This window comes from Limnohabitans sp. (assembly GCF_044373035.1).
In the GTDB taxonomy this organism is placed as follows: domain Bacteria; phylum Pseudomonadota; class Gammaproteobacteria; order Burkholderiales; family Burkholderiaceae_C; genus Limnohabitans_A.
In genome coordinates this window covers 1-20,720 of record NZ_JBILQU010000048.1, presented here as the reverse complement: position 1 = coordinate 20,720, position 20,720 = coordinate 1, and the positions used below count along the sequence as shown (strand labels likewise).

The following is a 20,720-nucleotide window of genomic DNA, read 5'->3' as shown; positions in this document are numbered from 1 at the left end:
CGCCTGTCCTTCTTCTGGGCGGTGGGCATGAACTTCTATTTGGAAATCGCCAAGATGCGTGCGGCGCGCTTGCTGTGGTGCCGCATCATGAAGGGCTTTGACGCCAAGAACCCCAAGAGCCTGATGCTGCGCACGCACAGCCAGACCTCGGGTTGGTCGCTCACCGAGCAAGACCCCTACAACAACGTGGTGCGCACCACCATCGAAGCCATGGCGGCCGTCTTTGGCGGCACCCAGTCGCTGCACACCAACTCGTTTGACGAGGCGATTGCGCTGCCCACCGAATTCAGCTCGCGCATCGCACGCAACACGCAGCTCATCATCCAGGAAGAGACCCACATCACCCACGTGATCGACCCTTGGGCCGGTTCTTACATGATGGAGACTCTGACGCAAGAAATGGCCGACAAGGCCTGGGCCATCATCGAAGAGGTCGAGGCCATGGGCGGCATGACCCAAGCCGTGGGCAGCGGCTGGGCCAAGCTCAAGATCGAAGCCGCAGCGGCCGAGAAGCAAGCCCGCATTGACTCGGGCAAAGACGTCATCGTGGGCGTGAACAAATACAAGCTGGCCAAAGAAGACCCGATCGAGACTTTGTCGATTGACAACGTGCGTGTGCGCGACGGCCAGATCGAGCGCTTGGCCAAGATCCGCGCCAGCCGCGACAGCGCCAAGGTGCAAGCCGCGTTGGACGCTTTGACCGCTGCCGCCAATTCGGGCCAAGGCAACCTGCTCGACTTGTCCATCCAGGCGGTGCGCTTGCGTGCCACGGTGGGTGAGATTTCGGATGCGCTGGAAAAAGCCTTTGGCCGCCACCGCGCCGACACACAAAAGGTGACGGGCGTGTACGCCGCCGCCTACGATGATGGCCAAAACGTGGGAGACACCATGGAATACTGGAACCAACTCAAGGCCGACATCGCCGCCTTTGCCGAGCAACAAGGCCGCCGCCCCCGCGTGATGATTTCCAAGCTGGGCCAAGACGGCCACGACCGGGGCGCCAAAGTGGTGGCCACCGCCTTTGCCGACCTGGGCTTTGACGTGGACATGGGCCCGTTGTTCCAGACCCCCGAAGAATGCGCCCGCCAGGCGATTGAAAACGACGTGCACGCCGTGGGCGTGTCCACTTTGGCCGCAGGCCACAAAACCCTGGTGCCTGCCATCATGGCCGAGCTGAAAAAGCAGGGCGCCGACGACATCATCGTGTTCGTGGGCGGCGTGATTCCGCGCCAGGACTACGACATGCTGTACGAAGCGGGCGTCAAGGGCATCTACGGCCCCGGCACCCCGATCCCGGTCAGCGCCAAGGATGTGCTGGAGCAGATCAAGAAGGCTTTGGCTTGATAGCGGCGGCTGCCCTGAAACGGTACTGACCACAGATTCACTCGGCTCCCCATGCTGAACTTCGTTCAACTTGAATCCTGGCTCGAAAAAGAGCTGGAACAGGCCGCCGGTCGCTTAGGCGTTAGCCCGTCTCAGTTCATCGTTTCGGCGGTGGAGCAGGCTTTAGCGCAAGCTAAAAAAGATGGCTTGTCGCTTCAGTCATCCCGGCAAGAGGGTGTTTTGCCAGAAAGCATGGAAGGCATGTCGGCGATCAAGTTGGCCATCCGCTCCAAGCTCAAGGCCCAGCGCGCCGCAAACCAAGACGATTGGCTGGCCTATCAAGAAGCCAAAAAACAAGGACGCCAGTGGGTGCCCGCAGCGTCAGAACAAGCGGTTGGTGATTTCAAAAATGGTATGTATGATTTGGTATCTACCAAAAAGAGGTCGGCACCATGATCACAGACACCGCCAAAATTTTCACGACAGGCCGCAGCCAAGCGGTGCGCCTGCCCAAAGCCTATCGCTTTGACACCGCAGAGGTGTTCATTGAGAAGGTGGGCAACACCGTCATCCTTCGGCCTAAGCGCAACAAGGACGAATGGTGGGCAAGCGTGCAGAAAGCACTGGCTCAGTTTGAAGGTTTTCCTGAAGAAATTGAACGCGAGCGTGGCCTCTTGCCAGATGACATCGAAAGCATGGACTGATGCCATCGACCTTGTATTTGTTGGACTCCAACATCATCATTTATGCACAACGCGGCAATGCGAATGTGCTCAAGCGCATGCAAGAAGTGGGGCGGGATCAAATCGTCCTGTCATCGGTGGTTGTGGCCGAGTTGGCGTTTGGCGTTGAGAAAAGCCTGCACAAAGAGCAGAACAGGACAGCGCTGCACAATTTGCTGAGTTCATTCCAGATTCAAGGTTGGGACGAGTCCACCGCCTGGATCTACGCCTCGCACTACCACCGACTGCGCGCAGCAGGAACACCCATCGGTATTCACGATTTGCAAATTGGTTGTCACGCGCTGGCTATGGACGCGGTTTGCGTCACCAACAACACTCGGGAGTTTGAGCGGATTGAGGGCTTGAAGTTGGAGAACTGGGTTCACCCATTGAGCGCTACATGACACCTGATCAACTGCTTCAAGGTCTGTTGGAGGGCCCCGCGCCCGCCCAACGCCGCGCCATGGCCAAAGCCATCACGCTGCTCGAATCGACCCGCCCCGACCACCGCGCCCAGGCCGACGAGTTGCTCACGGCCATGCTGCCGCACACGGGCAAGTCATTTCGCTTGGGCATCAGCGGTGTGCCGGGCGTGGGCAAGTCCACCTTCATCGAGGCGCTGGGTTTGTATTTGATCGGCCAAGGCCACCGCGTGGCGGTGCTGACCATTGACCCTTCTTCCACCGTGTCGGGCGGCTCCATCTTGGGCGACAAGACCCGCATGGAGTTGCTCAGCGTGCATGAGCGCGCCTACATCCGCCCCAGCCCCAGCAGCGGCACTTTGGGCGGTGTGGCCGAGAAAACCCGCGAGTCCATCCTGGTCTGTGAAGCCGCCGGTTACGACGTGGTGATCGTCGAGACGGTGGGTGTGGGCCAAAGCGAAACCGCCGTGGCCAACATGACCGACATGTTTGTGTTGATGCAGCTGCCCAATGCGGGCGACGATTTGCAGGCCATCAAAAAAGGCGTGATGGAAATCGCCGATTTGGTGGTCATCAACAAGGCCGACATCGATGCGATTGCAGCCACCCGCGCCGCGTTGCAGATCACCAGCGCTTTGCAACTGCTGGGCATGCACGGCGGTTCGGGCCACGCGCACGCCGATGCGACCCAGTGGCACCCCAAGGTGGTGCAGCTGAGCGCTTTGCTTGGCCAGGGCGTCGACACATTCTGGGCGGCAGTGTCCGAATTCAGGACCCTGCAAACAGCCCATGGCCGCTTGGCCGATCGTCGTCAGCACCAGGCCCTGTCGTGGATGTGGGAGCGCATCGACGCGGGGCTCAAACACAATTTTCGGGCGCAGCCGCGCGTGCAAACGCTGCTGCCCCAACTGAGTCAAAAAGTCGCTTCTGGCCAGTTGGCTGCATCGACGGCTGCGCGCCAGTTGCTGGCCGCGCAAGCCCATTCCCAACCCGTTCGCGCGGATGAACGCCCCACCTGATTTTTGAGAGAGACCCAGCATGCAAGACATCATTGAACAATTGGAAAAAAAGCGCGCTGCGGCCCGCTTGGGCGGCGGGCAAAAGCGCATTGATGCGCAGCACGCCAAAGGCAAACTGACAGCCCGTGAGCGCATCGAGGTCTTGCTGGACGAAGGCACCTTCGAAGAGTGGGACATGTTCGTGGAGCACCGCTGTACCGACTTCGGCATGCAAGACAACAAGATCCCCGGCGACGGTGTGGTCACCGGCTACGGCATGATCAACGGCCGTTTGGTGTTTGTGTACAGCCAGGACTTCACCGTGTATGGCGGCGCTTTGTCCGAGACGCACGCCGAAAAAATTTGCAAGGTCATGGACCAGGCCATGAAGGTGGGCGCGCCCGTGATCGGCTTGAACGATTCGGGTGGTGCCCGCATTCAAGAAGGTGTGGCCTCGCTGGGTGGTTATGCCGAAGTATTTCAGCGCAACGTGATGGCCAGCGGCGTGGTGCCCCAGATCAGCATGATCATGGGCCCATCCGCCGGTGGCGCGGTGTACTCGCCTGCACTGACCGATTTCATTTTCATGGTCAAGGACACGTCGTACATGTTTGTGACGGGCCCTGAAGTGGTGAAAACCGTGACCCATGAAGAAGTCACGGCCGAAGAGCTGGGCGGCGCATTGACCCACACCACCAAGAGCGGTGTGGCCGACATGGCGTTTGAAAACGATGTGGAAGCCCTGCTGATGGTGCGCCGCCTGTACAACTACTTGCCGCTGAACAACCGCGAAAAAGCACCCGTTCGCAAGAGCGGCGACACCATCGACCGCATCGACATGAGCCTGGACACTTTGGTGCCCGAGAACCCCAACAAAGCCTATGACATGAAGGAGCTCATCCTCAAAACCGTGGATGACGGCGACTTCTTTGAACTGCAGCCCGATTACGCCAAGAACATCCTGATCGGCTTTGCCCGCATTGATGGCCAAACCGTGGGCATTGTGGCCAACCAACCCTTGGTGTTGGCCGGTTGCCTGGACATCAAAAGCGCCATCAAAGCGGCGCGCTTTGTGCGTTTTTGCGATGCATTCAACATCCCCGTCATCACCTTTGTGGACGTGCCCGGCTTCATGCCCGGTACCAGCCAAGAATACGGCGGCATCATCAAGCATGGTGCCAAGTTGCTCTACGCGTATGCCGAGTGCACCGCGCCCAAAATCACCGTCATCACACGCAAGGCTTACGGCGGCGCATACGACGTGATGGCCTCCAAGCACTTGCGCGGCGATGTGAACTTTGCCTGGCCCAATGCCGAGATTGCAGTGATGGGTGCCAAGGGCGCTGTGGAAATCATTTTCCGAGAAGACAAAGGCGACCCCGCAAAACTGGCCGCCAAAGAAGCCGAATACAAAGCCCGCTTTGCCAACCCATTTGTGGCAGCAAACCGGGGTTACATCGACGACGTCATCATGCCGCACAACACCCGCAAACGCATTGCCCGTTCGCTGGTGATGCTCAAAGACAAGAAGATTGAAAACCCCTGGCGCAAGCACGGGAACATTCCGCTGTGAGGTTCAGCGTTTGGCGCTCAGTGTTCAGACGGTTGAACCGACGCCACGCCTGATTTTTCTGCTCAACACTCAACGCTCAACGCTCATCGAACATGTTTACCAAAATCCTGATTGCCAACCGAGGCGAAATCGCCTGCCGTGTCATCGCCACCGCCCAAAAAATGGGCATCCAAACCGTGGCCGTTTATTCCGAAGCCGACAAAGAGGCCCGCCATGTGCAATTGGCCGATGAGGCCGTGTTGATTGGTCCAGCGGCTTCGCGTGAGTCGTACTTGGTCGCCGACAAAATCATTGCCGCAGCCAAAGCCACGGGCGCACAAGCGATTCACCCCGGCTACGGTTTTTTGAGCGAGAACGCCGAGTTCTCCAAGCGCTGCGAAGACGAAGGCATTGCCTTCATTGGGCCGCGCCATTTCTCCATTGCCGCCATGGGTGACAAGATCGAGTCCAAGAAACTGGCGAGCGCTGCGGGCGTGAACTGCATTCCCGGCGTGAACCACGCCATTGAGACGGCTGAAAAAGCGGTTGAGATTGCCAAGGGCATCGGCTACCCGGTGATGATCAAAGCCTCGGCTGGCGGCGGCGGCAAAGGCCTGCGCGTGGCCTTCAACGACAAGGAAGCGTTTGAAGGCTTTACCTCTTGCCGCAACGAAGCGCGCAACAGTTTTGGCGATGACCGTGTGTTCATCGAGAAGTTTGTTGAAGAGCCTCGTCACATCGAAATTCAGGTGCTGGGCGACAGCCACGGCAACGTGATTTATTTGAACGAGCGAGAGTGTTCGATCCAGCGCCGTCACCAAAAGGTGATCGAAGAAGCGCCGTCACCCTTCATCTCTGAAGCCACCCGCAAAGCCATGGGCGAGCAGGCGGTGCAGTTGGCCAAGGCGGTGAAATACCAATCGGCGGGCACGGTGGAGTTTGTGGTCGGCAAGGACCAAAGCTTTTATTTTTTGGAGATGAACACCCGTTTGCAGGTCGAGCACCCGGTGACCGAAGCCATCACGGGCCTGGACTTGGTCGAGCAGATGATCCGCGTGGCCGCGGGCGAAAAATTGTCCATCGAGCAAAAAGACGTGCAGCGCAACGGCTGGGCCATCGAGTGCCGCATCAACGCCGAGGACCCGTTCCGCAACTTCTTGCCATCTACGGGTCGCTTGGTGCGCTTTCAGACGCCGCAAACCACCATGTTTCAGGCCAACACCACCCATTTGTATGGCGTGCGTGTGGACACGGGCGTGCAAGACGGCGGCGAAATTCCGATGTTCTATGACTCGATGATCGCCAAGTTGATCGTGCACGGCAAAGACCGCTTGGATGCCATTGCCAAAATGCGCGAAGCCCTGAATGGCTTCGTCATCCGTGGCATCAGCTCCAACATCCCCTTTCAGTCGGCTTTGTTGGCCCACCCCCGTTTTGTGTCGGGTGACTTCAACACCGGTTTCATCGCAGAGGAGTACAGCCAAGGTTTCCGCGCTGAAGACGTGCCGCACGACGACCACGACTTCCTGGCCGCACTGGCGGCCTTCGTTCGTCGCAAGTCGCGCGAGCGTGCCGCGGGTTTGAGTGGTCAGTTGCCAGGATACGACGTGCAAGTGGGCCAAGACTACGCCGTGGTGGAACTGGGCCAAGCGGGCAACAACCGTTATGTGCCCGTGCATGTGGACGAGTTTGCGGGCAAGCATGGCGAAGCGCAGATCACAGTGAATGGCAAAACCTACGCCATCGCCAGCAACTCGCGCTTGAACGACATCCGCATCGAAGGCATTTGCAACGGCAAGCCGTTTACCGCGCAAATCGAGCGCGGTACCTTGAAGAACCCGTTGGCGTTGCAAGTGCAGCACAACGGCACCCGCATCGAAGCGCTGGTCATGTCGCCCCGCATGGCCGAGCTGCACCAGCTCATGCCTTACAAGGCAGCGCCAGACCTCAGCCGCTTTGTCTTGTCACCCATGCCCGGCCTGTTGGTCGAGGTGGCCGTGTCGGTGGGCCAAAAGGTGCAAGCGGGTGAACGCGTGGCCGTGATCGAAGCCATGAAGATGGAAAACGTGTTGTTCGCTGCTCAAGACGGCGTGGTGAAGAAAGTGGTGGCCGCCAAAGGCGAGTCGCTGACGGTGGACCAGATGATCGTGGAGTTTGAATAAATGACGCGCCCCTTCAAAGTGCTGGGCGTCCAGCAAATCGCCATTGGCGGGCCTGACAAAGGGCGTTTGCAAAAACTCTGGGTTGACATGCTCGGACTGGAGGTGACCGGCACCTACAAAAGCGAACGCGAGAACGTGGACGAAGACATCTGCGCCATCGGCACGGGTCCGTTCAAGGTCGAGGTCGATCTGATGCAGCCACTTGACCCCGAAAAAAAGCCCGCCGTGCACACCACGCCGCTCAACCACATCGGTTTGTGGATTGACGACTTGCCGGTGGCGGTGGAGTGGCTCACGTCACAAGGTGTGCGCTTTGCGCCGGGTGGCATCCGCAAGGGCGCTGCTGGATTTGACATCACGTTTTTGCACCCCAAGGCGAATGAAGAGTTCCCGGTGGGCGGCGAGGGTGTGTTGATCGAATTGGTGCAGGCCCCACCCGAGGTGGTCAGTGCTTTTGAGAAATTAGCCTGCGCCGTCTAAAACAGGTTCGGTGCAGGAGCGGTCTGCGACCGCGATCAAGGCCGATGTCGGGCGGTCAGCCTGGATGTTGTTTGGCACGGGCTTTGGCCAGCGCCGCTTCGATGATGGCGCGTTTTCGGTCCACTTCGGGCGCGTTGTCGGTGCCCTTGGTGTGCGTGGCCAAGTCGGCCAGCTTGTGCTCGGCCTTGACCACTTGTTGCTGTTGGTGGGCGGCTTCTTCGCGCACCAGGCGCTGCTGGCGTGAGGTGTAGCGCTCGCGTGCGGTGTGGGCTTGCTCGGCAGACCAGGCGGCCCAGCCAGTCTTTGCACCGGTCACATTTTCCAGCGCAATGCAGTCCACAGGGCACACCGGGATGCACAATTCACACCCCGTGCACCAAGGCTCGATCACGGTGTGCATGACTTTGTTGGCCCCCAAAATCGCATCGGTCGGACAGGCGTTGATGCACAGCGTGCAGCCGATGCACCAGGCCTCGTCAATGATGGCCACATGCCGTGGGCCTTCAGAGCCATGCTCGGGGTTCAGCATGACCACGGGCTGGCCAGTCAGTGCAGCCAGACGCTCAATACCGGCCTGTCCACCCGGCGGGCATTGGTTGATGGCCGCTTGCCCTTCGGCCATGGCGCGGGCATAGCTGGCGCAATCGGGAAAGCCGCAACGCGTGCACTGCGTTTGAGGCAGGGCATCGTTGAGGGCAAGAAAAAGCGCCTGGGTCTCAGGCGCTGTGGGCTTCATGGGCATGGGCCTCAGGTTTTGGGGGCCACCCAGGTGGTTTTGACTGTGCCTTTTGGCTGGGCTGCCGCTTTGCCGTTTTTGGCAGGCGCTTTGGCCACAGCTTTGACCGAAGTTTTGGCCGCAGCTTTGACAGGCGCTGCGGCTTTGGCCACAGGCTTGGCCACGCTTGTGGCTGCTGGCTTGATCGCTGGCTTGAGTGGGGCCTTGACCGGGGTCTTGACCACGGCTTTAGCGGATTTAGCGGCTTTGGCCGCCAAAGGCGCTGCAGCAACGGGCTTGGGCGCTGACGCCTTGGTCTTGGGTGCATGGCCCTGGATGAACTTGACCACCTGTGGGTACACGATGTCGCGCCAGCGTCGGCCACTGAAGATGCCGTAATGGCCTGCGCCCGGCACTTCCAGGTGCTGGCGTTCGCTGGCAGGTACGCCTGTGCACAGGTCTTGTGCCGCGCGGGTCTGGCCCGAGCCGGAGATGTCGTCCAGCTCGCCTTCAACGGTCATCAAGGCCGTGCCTTTGATGTCCTGAGGGCGAACGCGCTCCACTTTGCCGTCCAGACCCTTGACGTCCCAAGTGCCCTTGACCAGCTTGAAGTCTTGGAACACGGTTGCGATGGTCTCCAAGTAGTAATCAGCGTCCATGTCCAGCACGGCGTTGTACTCGTCGTAGAACTTGCGGTGTGCCTCGGTGCTGGCGTCGTCACCCTTGATCAGGTCCTTGAAGTAGTCGTAATAACTGGTGGCGTGGCGGTCCGGGTTCATGGCGACAAAGCCGGTGTACTGCAAAAACCCGGGGTAGACACGGCGACCGGCGCCTGGGAAATTGGCCGGTACGCGGTAGATCACATTGTTTTCAAACCAATCGAAACTCTTGTTGGTCGCCAAGTTGTTCACCGCTGTGGGTGATTTGCGCGCGTCAATGGGGCCTCCCATCATCGTCATGGTCAGCGGGGTCTTTTCACCACGGCTGGCCATGAGCGATACCGCAGCCAGCACTGGAACGGTCGGCTGGCAGACGCTCACCACATGGCTGTGGCCATAAATGGCTTGCAGGTGGCGGATGAATTCCTGCACGTAGTTGATGTAGTCGTCCAGGTGGAACTCGCCATCCGACAAAGGCACCAGGCGTGCGTTCTTCCAGTCGGTGATGTAGACCTTGTGGTCTTGCAGCATGGTCTTGACGGTGTCACGCAGCAAGGTGGCGTAGTGGCCCGACAAGGGGGCCACGATCAGTACCACGGGCTGGGCCTTGAGCTGGGTCAGGGTGGCGGGGTCGTCCGAGAAGCGCTTGAAGCGGCGCAGCTCGCAAAAAGGCTTGTCGATTTCGATGCGCTCGTGGATCGCGACGTCGACTTTGTTGACCTTCACGGTGCGGATGCCGAACTCGGGTTTTTCGTAGTCTTTGCCCAACCGGTGCATCAGTGCATAACCGGCCGATGCACGCTGGGCCAACGGCGTTTGCGCCATGGGATTCAGGGGGTTGCTGTAGAGCTTGGCTGCTGCTTGGGCCAGATCGGAAAAAGGCTCCATGATCGAGCGTTGGGTTTCAAAAATCTGATAAAGCATGTGACAGTTTCCCTTGGAACAAAATGGTGCGCTGCAGCAATACTACAGGAGACCAAGCGTTATGTTTTGAGTTTGCCCCCTAATTGACAGTCACCTTTCGGACCGAACCCAAAAGAAACCGCCCCGTCAGGGGCGGTTTCAAGCCGGATGTCAGTCCAGTCAAACGACTTTGGCAATCGAGGCGCAGACGTAATCGATGTTTTTGCTGTTCAGCGCCGCCACGCACATGCGGCCGGTGTCGGTGCCGTACACACCAAATTCGCTGCGCAGACGCACCATCTGGTCTTTGGTCAGACCCGAATAGCTGAACATGCCGATCTGGGTGGTGATGAAGCTCATGTCCTGCTGCACGCCAGCGGCTTTGAGGCTATCGACCAGTTTCTGGCGCATGGCCTTGATGCGCACACGCATCTCGGCCAGTTCCTGCTCCCACTGGGCGCGCAGTTCGGGGTTGTTGAGCACTGCCGCGACCACCGCACCGCCGTGGATGGGTGGGTTGGAGTAGTTGGTGCGGATGGCGATCTTGAGTTGGCTGAGCACGCGGGAAGCTTCTTCTTTGTCTGAAGCCACCACCGACAAGGCGCCCACGCGCTCACCGTAGAGGCTGAAGCTCTTGGAGAACGAGGTGGAGACAAAGATGTTCAGTCCCGCAGCCACAAACTTGCCGATCACCGCGCCGTCTTCGGCAATGCCGTGGCCAAAGCCTTGGTATGCCATGTCCAAAAAGGCGGTCAGGTTTTTGGCTTTGACGACGGCAATGACCTGGTCCCACTGGGACGCAGTGATGTCGTAGCCGGTCGGGTTGTGGCAGCAGGCGTGCAGCACGACGATGGTGCCCGCCGCAGCTGAGTTCAGGCTGGCCAGCATGCCTTCGAAGTTGACGCCGCGTTTGACCGCGTCGTAATAAGCGTAGTTCTCGACTTCAAAACCGGCGTTCATGAAGATGGCGCGGTGGTTTTCCCAACTGGGGTCGGAAATCAGCACTTTGGCCTTGGGGCTGACTTTTTTCAGGAAGTCGGCACCGATTTTCAGGCCGCCCGTGCCGCCAATGGCTTGCACGGTGGACACTCGGCCCGACTGGACCACGTCCGATTCAGCACCAAACACCAGCGCCTTGACGGCGTTGTCATAAGCCACGATGCCGTCAATCGGCAAGTAGCCACGGGCTGTAGGGGTGGCCATCATGGTTTTTTCGGCGGCTTGCACGCATTGCAGCAGGGGCAGTTTGCCGTTGTCGTCGAAGTACACGCCCACGCCCAGGTTCACTTTGTTGGGGTTGGTGTCGGCGTTGAATTGCTCATTCAGACCCAGGATCGGGTCGCGGGGGGCCATTTCGACGGCGGAGAACAAAGACATGGTGACAATCCTGTGTAGTCAATGGGAAAAAGCCCTCCATTTTAGGCTCAAACCACTGCACCGGCGCGTCCAAACCCAAGACGCTATGCGCGCCACAATCCATGGGCTTTGGGCCTTGGGCAGATGGATTGGGCCGCAGGCACTTGGCCTTGCAAAGCACTTTGATGCTGTTTTGCGCATAAACTATGCGCATACTTCTCGGAGGTTCCACATGTTGCGTTTTGAAGATGCCCCGAAAAAACCCGTCAATTTATCGCTCAATGCTGAGGTGCTGGCCATGGCGCGCGAGTTGGACATGAATGTGTCGCGCACGGTGGATGCCTTGCTGGCCCAAGAAGTCAAGCGCCAGTATTGGGCGCGCTGGCAGACGCAAAACCTGGATGCCATTGCCAGCTACAACGCCCGCATCGAGCAAGAGGGCTTGCCCCTGGACGCTTACCGCAGCTTCTGAGCCATGGCCCAGTTCGACGTTTATCCCCACCCGGATGCCCGCATGCGCGAGCGCACGCCCTATTTGCTGGACGTGCAAAACAGCTTTTTGGACAAGATTGCCACGCGTGTGGTGATCCCCTTGCGCAGCGCCGAATACGCCCCTTTGCCGATGCGTGACCTCAACCCTGTCTGCACGGTGGAGGGTCAGGAACTGGTGCTGGACAGTGCCGCATTGGCCGCAGTGCCTGTGCGCTGGCTGGGTGCGCCGCTGTTGAATTTGCGCGCCCAAGCACCCGAGGTGGTCAATGCGCTCGACATCTTGTTGGGCGGCTATTGACCTCAGGACGTGCTCTGAGCAGGCAGATTCAGTCCGGTCAGTCGCTCCTCATTCCACAAAAAACGAGTTCCCATGTCTGAAATCATTCCTCTGTCAGAGGTCACAGCTGTCCCCCTCGATGGCCAATTCGTCAGCTACCCGGGTTCGCCCTTTGAGCTGTTCCAGCCTTACCCGCCCGCTGGCGACCAGCCCGTGGCGATTGAGCAGTTGGTCGAAGGCGTGCACGATGGCGAGGTGTTTCAGACCCTGCTGGGCGTGACCGGCTCGGGCAAGACCTTCACCATGGCCAATGTGATCGCACAAATTGGCAAGCCCGCCATTGTGTTTGCGCCCAACAAGACGCTGGCGGCGCAGTTGTACAGCGAATTCCGCGAGTTTTTCCCCAAGAACGCGGTCGAGTATTTCGTCAGTTACTACGACTATTACCAGCCCGAGGCCTATGTGCCGCAGCGTGATTTGTTCATTGAAAAAGACAGCGCGATCAACGAGCACATCGAGCAGATGCGGCTGTCTTGCACCAAAAGCATCATGGAGCGGCGCGATGTGGTGATTGTGGCCACGGTGTCGGCCATCTACGGCATTGGCGAGCCCGAGAGCTACCACCGCATGATCATGACGCTGCGCACCGGCGACAAGCTGGGCCAGCGCGACGTGATCGCGCAGCTGATCCGCATGCAGTACCAGCGCAACGACATGGAGTTTTCACGCGGCAAGTTCCGGGTGCGGGGGGACACGATCGATGTGTTCCCGGCAGAACACTCCGAGCTGGCCATTCGAATCGAGCTGTTTGACGACGAGATTGAGAGCTTGCAACTGTTTGACCCGCTGACTGGGCGCATTCGGCAAAAGATCCCGCGCTTCACGGTCTACCCGTCGAGCCACTATGTGACGCCGCGCGACAAGGTGCTGGCGGCGGTGGAAACCATCAAGCTGGAGCTGGCCCAACGCCTCAAAGAGCTGGTGGGCATGGGCAAGCTGGTCGAGGCGCAACGCCTGGAGCAGCGCACCCGGTTTGACCTGGAAATGCTGTCCGAAGTGGGCCACTGCAAGGGCATTGAGAATTACACCCGCCATTTGTCGGGCGCGGCCCCGGGCGATGCGCCCAGCACACTCACCGACTACATGCCGCCTGACGCCATCATGTTTCTGGACGAGAGCCACCAAATGATTGGCCAGCTCAACGCCATGTACAACGGCGACAAGGCGCGCAAAACCACGCTGGTGGAATACGGTTTTCGCTTGCCCAGCGCACTGGACAACCGTCCCCTCAAGTTTGAAGAGTTTGAAAAACGCATGCGTCAGTGCATCTTTGTGTCGGCCACGCCCGCCGACTACGAAAAAACGCATTCGGGCAAAGTGGTCGAACAGGTGGTGCGCCCCACGGGCTTGGTCGATCCGCAGGTCGAGGTGCGCCCCGCCACGCACCAGGTGGACGATGTGCTGCAAGAAATCCGCATCCGGGTGGACAAGCACGAGCGGGTGCTGATCACCACGCTGACCAAACGCATGGCCGAGCAGCTCACCGATTACCTGAGCGACAACGGCGTCAAGGTGCGCTATTTGCACAGCGACGTGGACACGGTGGAGCGGGTGGAAATTTTGCGTGACCTGCGCTTGGGCGCGTTCGATGTGCTGGTGGGCATCAACCTGCTGCGCGAGGGCTTGGATATTCCAGAGGTTTCGTTGGTGGCGATTTTGGACGCCGACAAAGAAGGCTTCTTGCGCTCCGAGCGCAGCTTGATTCAGACCATAGGTCGTGCGGCCCGAAACCTGAACGGCCGGGCGATTTTGTACGCCGACCGCACCACCGAGTCGATGAAAAAAGCCATCGGCGAGACCGAGCGGCGCCGCGTCAAGCAAGTGGCCCACAACGAGCTCATGGGCATCACGCCCAAGAGCATTGTCAAAAAGGTCAAAGACCTCATCGACGGCGTGTACAGCGAAAAGTCGGGCAAAGAAGCCGAGCGCTTGGAACTGGCGGCGGTGCAACGGGCCAAAGTGGAGGACATGAGCGAGAAAGACATCGCCAAAGCCATCAAGCAGTTGGAAAAGCAAATGATGGAGCACGCCCGCAACCTGGAGTTCGAAAAAGCCGCTCAGGTGCGCGACCAGCTGACCGTTCTGAAGGAGCAGGCCTTTGGCGCGGCAGGGGGCGACCCCATCGTGCCGCTGATCCGGGCTTGAATAACCCTATAACCCGAGTGATTTGATCGGGTATGTCGTATACTTGACTTGTTTAGTCGGGAACCCGCTCAAGAGGTTTTCAGACAGCGCTTCCACCCACTTCAGGAGTCTGACATGCGTTTAACCACCAAAGGCCGTTTTGCCGTCACCGCCATGATCGACTTGGCTTTGCGTCAAGACGCAGGCCCTGTGACATTGGCCGCCATCAGCCAGCGCCAACAGATTTCACTGTCTTATTTAGAGCAGTTGTTCGGCAAGCTGCGTCGCCACAACCTGGTGGAGTCCACCCGTGGCCCTGGCGGCGGTTACACCTTGGGCCGCAAATCCACTGAAATCACGGTGGCCGACATCATTTTGTCGGTGGACGAACCGATTGACGCCACCCACTGCGGCGGCAAAGAAAATTGCAATGGCGGCGAGGGCCGCTGCATGACGCACGACCTGTGGGCTTCCCTGAACTCCAAAATGGTGGAGTTCTTGGACTCGGTGTCCCTGCAAAAGTTGGTGGACGACCAATTGGCCAAAGGCTTGGTTGTTGAAAACAAGCCCAGCCTCAAGCGCGCGATTGCCCCGATGCCGATCAGCCAACCCATCCGCGTGAATGTGCCCAACTCGGTGTTTGACTTGGGCAACATGTTCGCCAAATCCTGATTCCCGAAAAAGAGCAGACCATGACCACACCCCATTTCCCTATTTACCTTGATTACGGTGCCACCAACCCCTGCGACCCCCGTGTGGTGGACGCCATCGTCCCCTGGTTGCGCGAGCACTTTGGCAACCCCGCATCGCGCACCCACGCCTGGGGCTGGGAGGCCGAAGCCGCCGTCGAAAAAGCCCGCGAGCAAGTGGCCGATCTGATCGGTGCCGACTCCCGCGAAATCGTTTGGACCAGCGGTGCCACCGAGTCCAACAACCTGGCCATCAAAGGCGCAGCCCAGTTTTACAAGTCGCGCGGCAAGCACCTGATCACCGTTAAGACCGAGCACAAAGCTGTGCTCGACACCATGCGCGAGCTGGAGCGCCAGGGCTTTGAAGTGACCTACATGGACGTGCAAGCCGATGGTTTGCTGAGCATGGACGCGCTCAAGGCCGCGATTCGCCCCGACACCATCTTGATCAGCGTGATGTTCGTGAACAACGAAATCGGCGTGATCCAGGATGTGACTGCGATTGGCAACCTGTGCCGCGAAAAAGGCATCATCTTCCACGTCGATGCGGCCCAAGCCACCGGCAAGGTCGAGATCGACATGACCCAGTTGCCCATCGATCTGATGAGCCTGGCTTCGCACAAAACCTATGGACCCAAAGGCATCGGCGCTTTGTATGTGCGGCGCAAGCCCCGCGTGCGGCTGGAGGCACAAATGCACGGTGGCGGTCATGAGCGCGGCATGCGCTCGGGCACCTTGCCCACCCACCAGTGTGTGGGCATGGGCGAGGCGTTTCGCATTGCCAAGCTGGAGATGGCGCAAGACAACGCCAAGGCGCGTGCCTTGCACGACCGCCTGATCAATGGCCTGAGCGACATGGAGCAGGTGTTCCTGAACGGCCACGCGACCCAGCGCGTGCCGCACAACATCAACATGAGCTTCAACTTTGTCGAAGGCGAATCGCTGATCATGGGCATCAAGGGCTTGGCGGTGTCGTCGGGCTCGGCCTGCACCTCGGCCAGCCTGGAGCCCAGCTATGTGTTGCGCGCCCTGGGCCGCAGCGACGAGTTGGCCCACAGCAGCCTGCGCATGACGATTGGCCGCTGGTCCACCGAAGAGGACATCGATTACGCGATCCAAACCATCCGCGAGAACGTGGCCAAGTTGCGCGATCTCAGCCCCCTGTGGGAAATGCACCAAGATGGCATTGATTTAAGCACCATTCAGTGGGCTGCCCACTGAGTTGACACTGACCTGAACACGGAGAAAACACCATGGCATATTCTGAAAAAGTGGTTGACCACTACGAAAACCCCCGCAACGTCGGCTCTTTTGACAAGGGCGACGACAGCGTGGGCACCGGCATGGTCGGGGCACCGGCTTGCGGCGACGTGATGAAGTTGCAGATCAAGGTCAACCCGGCCACCGGCGTGATCGAAGACGCGCGCTTCAAAACCTACGGCTGCGGCTCGGCCATCGCGTCCAGCTCACTCGTCACCGAATGGGTCAAGGGCAAAACCCTGGACCAGGCTGCAGCCCTCAAGAACAGCGAAATCGCCGAAGAGCTGGCGCTGCCACCGGTCAAAATCCACTGCTCCATCCTGGCCGAAGACGCCATCAAGGCGGCCGTGGAAGACTACAAAAAGAAACACCTGAACTGACATGGCCATCTCACTGTCTGCCGCCGCAGCGCGGCATGTGACCCGCTACTTGGCCAAACGTGGCTCGGGTGTGGGTGTGCGCTTGGGCGTCAAGACCACAGGCTGCTCGGGCTTGGCTTACAAGCTTGAGTACGTGGACGACATCGCCCCCGAAGACGTGGTCTTTGAAGGCCACGGCGTCAAGGTGTTGGTGGACCCCAAAAGCTTGGCTTACATCGACGGCACCGAACTCGACTTTGTGCGCGAAGGCCTGAACGAAGGCTTTCGCTTCAACAACCCCAACGAGCGTGACCGCTGCGGTTGCGGTGAGTCTTTCCGCGTGTGATTTCGCTTCAAGCCAACGACTTCGAGCTGTTTGATGTGCCTGTGCAGTACGCACAGGACCGCGCTCAACTCGATGCCCGCTGGAAAGCCCTGCAACGCGAAGCCCATCCCGACCGCTTTGCTGCCGATGGCGCTGCTGCCCAACGCGTGGCCATGCAGTGGTCGGTGCGCATCAACGAGGCCTATCAGCGCCTGAAAGACCCGCTCAAACGTGCGGCTTATTTGTGCGAACTGCAAGGTGCGCCCGTGCAGGCCGAAAACAACACCGCCATGCCCCCAGCATTCCTGATGCAGCAGATGGAATGGCGCGAAAGCTTGGACGACACCAACAGTGCCGAAACGTTGCAGGCCCTGGCAGGCGTTGTGGCCGAAGAGCAGCGCCACATCCAGCAAACGCTGGGTGATTTGCTGGATGTGGCCAAAGACCCCGCCCAAGCCGTGGGGCAGGTGAGGGCGCTCATGTTCATTGAGCGCTTCACGCAAGAAGTGAACGCTAAACTCGACCGATTGAACTGACCTCCTCCCGATTGACCATGGCCTTACTGCAGATTTCCGAACCGGGCCAGTCGCCCGACCCTCACCAGCGCCGCATTGCCGTGGGCATCGACCTGGGCACCACCCATTCGCTGGTGGCCTCGGTGCGCAGCGGCGTGGCCGAATGTTTGCCAGACGACGATGGCCGGGTGATCCTGCCTTCGGTGGTGCGCTTCATGCCGGGTCAGGGCCGTCAGATTGGTTTTGATGCGGTGCAGTCTGCCGCCTCAGACCCGGTCAACACCATCGCCTCGGTCAAGCGCTTCATGGGCCGTGGCCTGCAAGACATTGCTGACCGCAGCAAGCTGCCCTATGAGTTCACCGCCAGCGATCAGGGCATGCTCAGCATCCAAACGGTGCAAGGCCCCAAGTCGCCTGTGGAAGTGAGCGCCGAAATTTTGGCCACGCTGCGTTACCGCGCCGAAGACACCTTCAACGACGACCTGTATGGTGCCGTGATCACCGTGCCCGCTTACTTTGACGACGCCCAGCGCCAAGCCACCAAAGACGCCGCGCAATTGGCGGGCCTGAATGTGCTGCGCCTGATCAACGAACCCACCGCCGCGGCGATTGCCTATGGCCTGGACAATGCGAGCGAAGGCGTTTACGCCGTGTTCGATCTGGGTGGCGGTACCTTCGACATTTCCATCTTGCGCCTGACTCAAGGCGTGTTCGAGGTCTTGTCAACTGGCGGCGACTCAGCCTTAGGTGGCGACGATTACGACCAAGCCTTGGCCGATGCCGCCATGGCCCGCCAACCCGACTTGCAGGCGGCCACCGCTGCAGACAAAACCGTGCTCAAGGCCGCTGCCCGCGCCGCCAAAGAAGCCCTCAGCAGCGCCGATGCGGTCACCTTGAAAGCGGCCTTGTCCTGCGGCAGCTTGCTGGTGCAAATCAGCCGCACAGATTTCGAGCAAGCCAGCCAAGCCCTGACAGCCCGCTGCATCACCGCCGTGCGCAAAGCGCTGCGCGATGCGCAACTGGCCAAGGACGATGTGCAAGGCGTGGTCATGGTGGGTGGCTCCACCCGCATGCCGCAAATTCAGCAGGCCGTGGCCGAGTTTTTTGGCCAGGCCCCGCTCAACAACCTCAACCCCGACGAAGTCGTCGCCTTGGGTGCGGCCATTCAGGCCAACCAACTGGCAGGCAACAACGCCGCAGGTGAGTTGCTGCTGCTCGATGTGATTCCGTTGTCTCTGGGCATCGAGACCATGGGCGGTTTGGTCGAACGCATCATCCCGCGCAACCAGACCATCCCCACCGCCATGGCGCAAGACTTCACCACTTATCAGGACGGCCAAACTGCGCTGGCGCTGCATGTGGTGCAGGGCGAGCGTGACCTGGTGCAAGACTGCCGCAGCCTGGCCCGCTTTGAGCTGCGCGGTATCCCGCCCATGGCCGCAGGCGCGGCCCGCATCCGCGTGACCTTCACGGTGGATGCCGATGGCCTGCTGAGCGTGGGTGCCAAAGAACAAATCAGCGGCGTGGAGGCGCGCATTGACGTCAAGCCTTCGTATGGCTTGAGCGACGACCAGATTGCCACCATGCTGCAGGAAAGCTTCACCACAGCCCAAGCCGACATGAAAGCCCGCGCCTTGGTCGAGGCGCGAGTGGACGCCGACCGCATGCTGCTGGCCACGCGCAGCGCCTTGGCCGCTGACGGCCCATTGCTGAGCGCTGCCGAGCGCGCCAGCATCGACGCCTTGATGACCACCTTGCAAGCGGCTGTCCAGACCGAGCAAGACGCCAAGGCCCTGGAAGACTGCACCCAGGCGCTGGCCAAGGGCACCGAAGCCTTTGCGGCCGAGCGCATGAACCACAGCATCCAGAAAGCCCTGTCTGGCCAAAACATCCAGTCCTTGTAAAGTCTGGCCTGTACCGAATTCAAAGACACCTATGCCCGTGATCAAAATCCTGCCCCATGCCGAATACTGCCCCAACGGGGCAGAAATCACCGCGCCTGCGGGCACCAGCATTTGCGAAGCGCTGCTCGACAACCACATCAACATCGAACACGCCTGCGACATGAGCGCAGCTTGCACCACCTGCCATGTGGTGGTGCGCGAAGGCTTCAAAAGCCTGGGTGAGATGGAAGAAACCGAAGAAGACCTGCTCGACCGCGCCTGGGGCCTGGAGCCCAACTCGCGCCTGAGCTGCCAGGCCTTTGTGGCCAAGAGCGATCTGGTCATCGAGATCCCGCGCTACACCATCAACCACGCCAAAGAGCTGCACTGAGCGAAGTCGAACCATGCGTCAAATCGTTCTGGACACCGAAACCACGGGCCTGTCGGCCGAAGGTGGCGACCGCATCATCGAGCTGGGCTGTGTGGAGCTGTATGCCCGCAAGCTCACCGGCAACAACCTGCATTTTTATTTCAACCCCGAGCGCGACAGCCATGAAGACGCGCTCAAGGTGCACGGCATCAGCAACGAATTTTTGCGTGACAAACCTAAATTCTCCGAATTGTCTGAAGAAATTCTCGACTACCTGAGCGACGCCGAGATCATCATCCACAACGCTGCTTTTGATCTGAGCTTCTTGAATAAAGAGCTGGAGCGCGTGGGCAAAAAACCCTTCAAAACCTACGTCAACGGCGTGATTGATACCCTGGCCATGGCCAAGGAAATGTTCCCCGGCAAACGCAACAGCCTCGACTCGCTGTGCGACCGCCTCGAGGTCGACAACTCTGGGCGCACCCTGCACGGCGCTTTGCTCGACGCCGAATTGCTGGCCGACGTCTACATCAACATGACACGCGGCCAAGAGGCGCTGCTGATCGATGCGGGCGACGCACCCACAGACAACCTATCGGTCAAGTTGCAACTGGACCTGAGCACCTATGCTTTGCCGGTACTTCCCGCCAATGCCCAAGAGTTGTCCGCGCACGATGAGGTGCTGACCCAAATCGACAAATCGAGTGGCGGTAAAACCGTTTGGCGACTGGCTCAGTCGGCGTGAGCCCCAGTGGCCAAAAGGCCATGCGTTTGGCGACGCCTTTTCAGCTGCCAAGAGCCAAATAGGCCAGGTTTTCATGTCATAATGGCGCTCTTCGCCAAACGGCGCAGGGCGATTAGCTCAGGGGTAGAGCACTGCATTCACACTGCAGGGGTCGCAAGTTCGAAACTTGCATCGCCCACCAAAAAATTCCCAATGAAATCAAGCACTTAGAGGAAACTCTAGGTGCTTTTTCTTTAGTTCAAAGTAGTATGGTCCGGGTTTACTACTTCTCATAGATTTTTCGATGTCTTTTCATAGATTTCGGAACAGTCAAACATCCCCAATTCAAT

General features: G+C 59.4%; 22 protein-coding genes and 1 tRNA gene. 20 read left to right on the top strand and 3 right to left on the bottom strand.

Going from position 1 to position 20,720, the window contains the following annotated elements; translation table 11 throughout:
• The 8 genes from ACIQ47_RS09085 to ACIQ47_RS09050 form a co-directional block, all read left to right on the top strand.
• Window positions 1–1,344 (top strand): methylmalonyl-CoA mutase family protein (locus ACIQ47_RS09085; protein WP_396437821.1); only part of this gene is annotated, 1,344 nt, incomplete at its 5' end.
• 51 nt (window positions 1,345–1,395) lie between these two features.
• Window positions 1,396–1,779, top strand: coding sequence for a hypothetical protein (locus tag ACIQ47_RS09080; protein ID WP_396437820.1), 384 nt, complete (start codon window positions 1,396–1,398; stop codon window positions 1,777–1,779).
• A complete protein-coding gene (locus ACIQ47_RS09075; RefSeq protein ID WP_396437823.1) occupies window positions 1,779–2,027 on the top strand; it encodes an antitoxin in 249 nt (82 codons plus the stop codon). The genes ACIQ47_RS09080 and ACIQ47_RS09075 overlap by 1 nt, the downstream gene beginning before the upstream one ends.
• Window positions 2,027–2,449 (top strand): type II toxin-antitoxin system VapC family toxin, encoded by a 423-nt coding sequence (locus ACIQ47_RS09070; RefSeq protein ID WP_396437819.1) that lies wholly within the window; start codon window positions 2,027–2,029, stop codon window positions 2,447–2,449. The genes ACIQ47_RS09075 and ACIQ47_RS09070 overlap by 1 nt, the downstream gene beginning before the upstream one ends.
• Window positions 2,446–3,486, top strand: coding sequence for a methylmalonyl Co-A mutase-associated GTPase MeaB (gene meaB, locus ACIQ47_RS09065; protein ID WP_396437818.1), 1,041 nt, complete (start codon window positions 2,446–2,448; stop codon window positions 3,484–3,486). The genes ACIQ47_RS09070 and meaB overlap by 4 nt, the downstream gene beginning before the upstream one ends.
• 19 nt (window positions 3,487–3,505) lie before the next feature.
• On the top strand, window positions 3,506–5,038 hold the full coding sequence (locus ACIQ47_RS09060; protein ID WP_396437817.1) for an acyl-CoA carboxylase subunit beta: 1,533 nt from the start codon (window positions 3,506–3,508) through the stop codon (window positions 5,036–5,038).
• 92 nt (window positions 5,039–5,130) lie between these two features.
• Window positions 5,131–7,179, top strand: coding sequence for an acetyl-CoA carboxylase biotin carboxylase subunit (locus ACIQ47_RS09055; RefSeq protein ID WP_396437816.1), 2,049 nt, complete (start codon window positions 5,131–5,133; stop codon window positions 7,177–7,179).
• On the top strand, window positions 7,180–7,659 hold the full coding sequence (locus tag ACIQ47_RS09050) for a VOC family protein (protein WP_396437815.1): 480 nt from the start codon (window positions 7,180–7,182) through the stop codon (window positions 7,657–7,659).
• Window positions 7,660–7,714: 55 nt separating this feature from the next.
• Here ACIQ47_RS09050 and rsxB read toward each other — a convergent pair whose 3' ends face one another.
• From rsxB to ACIQ47_RS09035, 3 genes are all read right to left on the bottom strand, one after another.
• Window positions 7,715–8,401, bottom strand: a complete 687-nt coding sequence (rsxB, locus tag ACIQ47_RS09045) for an electron transport complex subunit RsxB (RefSeq protein WP_396437814.1) — start codon at window positions 8,399–8,401, stop codon at window positions 7,715–7,717.
• 5 nt (window positions 8,402–8,406) lie between these two features.
• Window positions 8,407–9,957, bottom strand: a complete 1,551-nt coding sequence (locus ACIQ47_RS09040; RefSeq protein ID WP_396437813.1) for a polyhydroxyalkanoate depolymerase — start codon at window positions 9,955–9,957, stop codon at window positions 8,407–8,409.
• 159 nt (window positions 9,958–10,116) lie between these two features.
• A complete protein-coding gene (locus ACIQ47_RS09035; protein ID WP_396437812.1) occupies window positions 10,117–11,313 on the bottom strand; it encodes an amino acid aminotransferase in 1,197 nt (398 codons plus the stop codon).
• 211 nt (window positions 11,314–11,524) lie between these two features.
• Between ACIQ47_RS09035 and ACIQ47_RS09030 the strand changes: the two genes are divergently transcribed.
• From ACIQ47_RS09030 to ACIQ47_RS08975, 12 genes are all read left to right on the top strand, one after another.
• Complete coding sequence (locus ACIQ47_RS09030; RefSeq protein WP_296290789.1) at window positions 11,525–11,764, top strand: type II toxin-antitoxin system CcdA family antitoxin; 240 nt, start codon at window positions 11,525–11,527, stop codon at window positions 11,762–11,764.
• 3 nt (window positions 11,765–11,767) lie between these two features.
• Window positions 11,768–12,082 (top strand): CcdB family protein, encoded by a 315-nt coding sequence (locus ACIQ47_RS09025; protein ID WP_296290788.1) that lies wholly within the window; start codon window positions 11,768–11,770, stop codon window positions 12,080–12,082.
• A 72-nt stretch (window positions 12,083–12,154) separates the two neighbouring features.
• Complete coding sequence (gene uvrB, locus ACIQ47_RS09020; protein ID WP_396429000.1) at window positions 12,155–14,266, top strand: excinuclease ABC subunit UvrB; 2,112 nt, start codon at window positions 12,155–12,157, stop codon at window positions 14,264–14,266.
• A gap of 114 nt (window positions 14,267–14,380) precedes the next feature.
• Window positions 14,381–14,917 (top strand): Fe-S cluster assembly transcriptional regulator IscR, encoded by a 537-nt coding sequence (gene iscR / locus ACIQ47_RS09015; RefSeq protein ID WP_296290787.1) that lies wholly within the window; start codon window positions 14,381–14,383, stop codon window positions 14,915–14,917.
• Between the two features lie 20 nt (window positions 14,918–14,937).
• Window positions 14,938–16,155 (top strand): IscS subfamily cysteine desulfurase, encoded by a 1,218-nt coding sequence (locus ACIQ47_RS09010; protein ID WP_396437811.1) that lies wholly within the window; start codon window positions 14,938–14,940, stop codon window positions 16,153–16,155.
• Between the two features lie 32 nt (window positions 16,156–16,187).
• Window positions 16,188–16,574: a Fe-S cluster assembly scaffold IscU gene (gene iscU, locus ACIQ47_RS09005; RefSeq protein WP_296290785.1), complete on the top strand. Its 387-nt coding sequence runs from the start codon at window positions 16,188–16,190 to the stop codon at window positions 16,572–16,574.
• Between the two features lies 1 nt (window position 16,575).
• Window positions 16,576–16,899, top strand: a complete 324-nt coding sequence (gene iscA / locus ACIQ47_RS09000) for an iron-sulfur cluster assembly protein IscA (protein ID WP_108352478.1) — start codon at window positions 16,576–16,578, stop codon at window positions 16,897–16,899.
• Window positions 16,899–17,414, top strand: coding sequence for a Fe-S protein assembly co-chaperone HscB (gene hscB, locus ACIQ47_RS08995; RefSeq protein WP_396437822.1), 516 nt, complete (start codon window positions 16,899–16,901; stop codon window positions 17,412–17,414). Before iscA ends, hscB begins: the two co-directional genes overlap by 1 nt.
• Before the next feature lie 17 nt (window positions 17,415–17,431).
• Window positions 17,432–19,297 carry a Fe-S protein assembly chaperone HscA gene (gene hscA / locus ACIQ47_RS08990; RefSeq protein WP_396437810.1) on the top strand — a complete coding sequence of 622 codons (1,866 nt, stop codon included), beginning with the start codon at window positions 17,432–17,434 and terminating at the stop codon, window positions 19,295–19,297.
• Between the two features lie 31 nt (window positions 19,298–19,328).
• On the top strand, window positions 19,329–19,667 hold the full coding sequence (fdx, locus tag ACIQ47_RS08985) for an ISC system 2Fe-2S type ferredoxin (protein ID WP_108352481.1): 339 nt from the start codon (window positions 19,329–19,331) through the stop codon (window positions 19,665–19,667).
• 13 nt (window positions 19,668–19,680) lie between these two features.
• Window positions 19,681–20,391, top strand: a complete 711-nt coding sequence (gene dnaQ, locus ACIQ47_RS08980; protein ID WP_396437809.1) for a DNA polymerase III subunit epsilon — start codon at window positions 19,681–19,683, stop codon at window positions 20,389–20,391.
• A gap of 106 nt (window positions 20,392–20,497) precedes the next feature.
• Window positions 20,498–20,572, top strand: a tRNA-Val gene (locus ACIQ47_RS08975).
• The last annotated feature ends 148 nt before the right edge of the window (window positions 20,573–20,720 follow it).

Bases quoted from the DNA above. Each gene is read 5' to 3' on its own strand.
- meaB (WP_396437818.1), top strand. From the start codon at position 2,446: ATGACACCTGATCAACTGCTTCAAGGTCTGTTGGAGGGCCCCGCGCCC.
- iscU (WP_296290785.1), top strand. From the start codon at position 16,188: ATGGCATATTCTGAAAAAGTGGTTGACCACTACGAAAACCCCCGCAAC.
- iscR (WP_296290787.1), top strand. From the start codon at position 14,381: ATGCGTTTAACCACCAAAGGCCGTTTTGCCGTCACCGCCATGATCGAC.
- ACIQ47_RS09060 (WP_396437817.1), top strand. From the start codon at position 3,506: ATGCAAGACATCATTGAACAATTGGAAAAAAAGCGCGCTGCGGCCCGC.
- ACIQ47_RS09030 (WP_296290789.1), top strand. From the start codon at position 11,525: ATGTTGCGTTTTGAAGATGCCCCGAAAAAACCCGTCAATTTATCGCTC.
- ACIQ47_RS09035 (WP_396437812.1), bottom strand. From the start codon at position 11,313: ATGTCTTTGTTCTCCGCCGTCGAAATGGCCCCCCGCGACCCGATCCTG.
- ACIQ47_RS09070 (WP_396437819.1), top strand. From the start codon at position 2,027: ATGCCATCGACCTTGTATTTGTTGGACTCCAACATCATCATTTATGCA.
- hscA (WP_396437810.1), top strand. From the start codon at position 17,432: ATGGCCTTACTGCAGATTTCCGAACCGGGCCAGTCGCCCGACCCTCAC.
- ACIQ47_RS09050 (WP_396437815.1), top strand. From the start codon at position 7,180: ATGACGCGCCCCTTCAAAGTGCTGGGCGTCCAGCAAATCGCCATTGGC.
- ACIQ47_RS09080 (WP_396437820.1), top strand. From the start codon at position 1,396: ATGCTGAACTTCGTTCAACTTGAATCCTGGCTCGAAAAAGAGCTGGAA.
- rsxB (WP_396437814.1), bottom strand. From the start codon at position 8,401: ATGCCCATGAAGCCCACAGCGCCTGAGACCCAGGCGCTTTTTCTTGCC.
- ACIQ47_RS09010 (WP_396437811.1), top strand. From the start codon at position 14,938: ATGACCACACCCCATTTCCCTATTTACCTTGATTACGGTGCCACCAAC.
- iscA (WP_108352478.1), top strand. From the start codon at position 16,576: ATGGCCATCTCACTGTCTGCCGCCGCAGCGCGGCATGTGACCCGCTAC.
- uvrB (WP_396429000.1), top strand. From the start codon at position 12,155: ATGTCTGAAATCATTCCTCTGTCAGAGGTCACAGCTGTCCCCCTCGAT.
- dnaQ (WP_396437809.1), top strand. From the start codon at position 19,681: ATGCGTCAAATCGTTCTGGACACCGAAACCACGGGCCTGTCGGCCGAA.
- fdx (WP_108352481.1), top strand. From the start codon at position 19,329: ATGCCCGTGATCAAAATCCTGCCCCATGCCGAATACTGCCCCAACGGG.
- ACIQ47_RS09055 (WP_396437816.1), top strand. From the start codon at position 5,131: ATGTTTACCAAAATCCTGATTGCCAACCGAGGCGAAATCGCCTGCCGT.
- ACIQ47_RS09040 (WP_396437813.1), bottom strand. From the start codon at position 9,957: ATGCTTTATCAGATTTTTGAAACCCAACGCTCGATCATGGAGCCTTTT.
- ACIQ47_RS09025 (WP_296290788.1), top strand. From the start codon at position 11,768: ATGGCCCAGTTCGACGTTTATCCCCACCCGGATGCCCGCATGCGCGAG.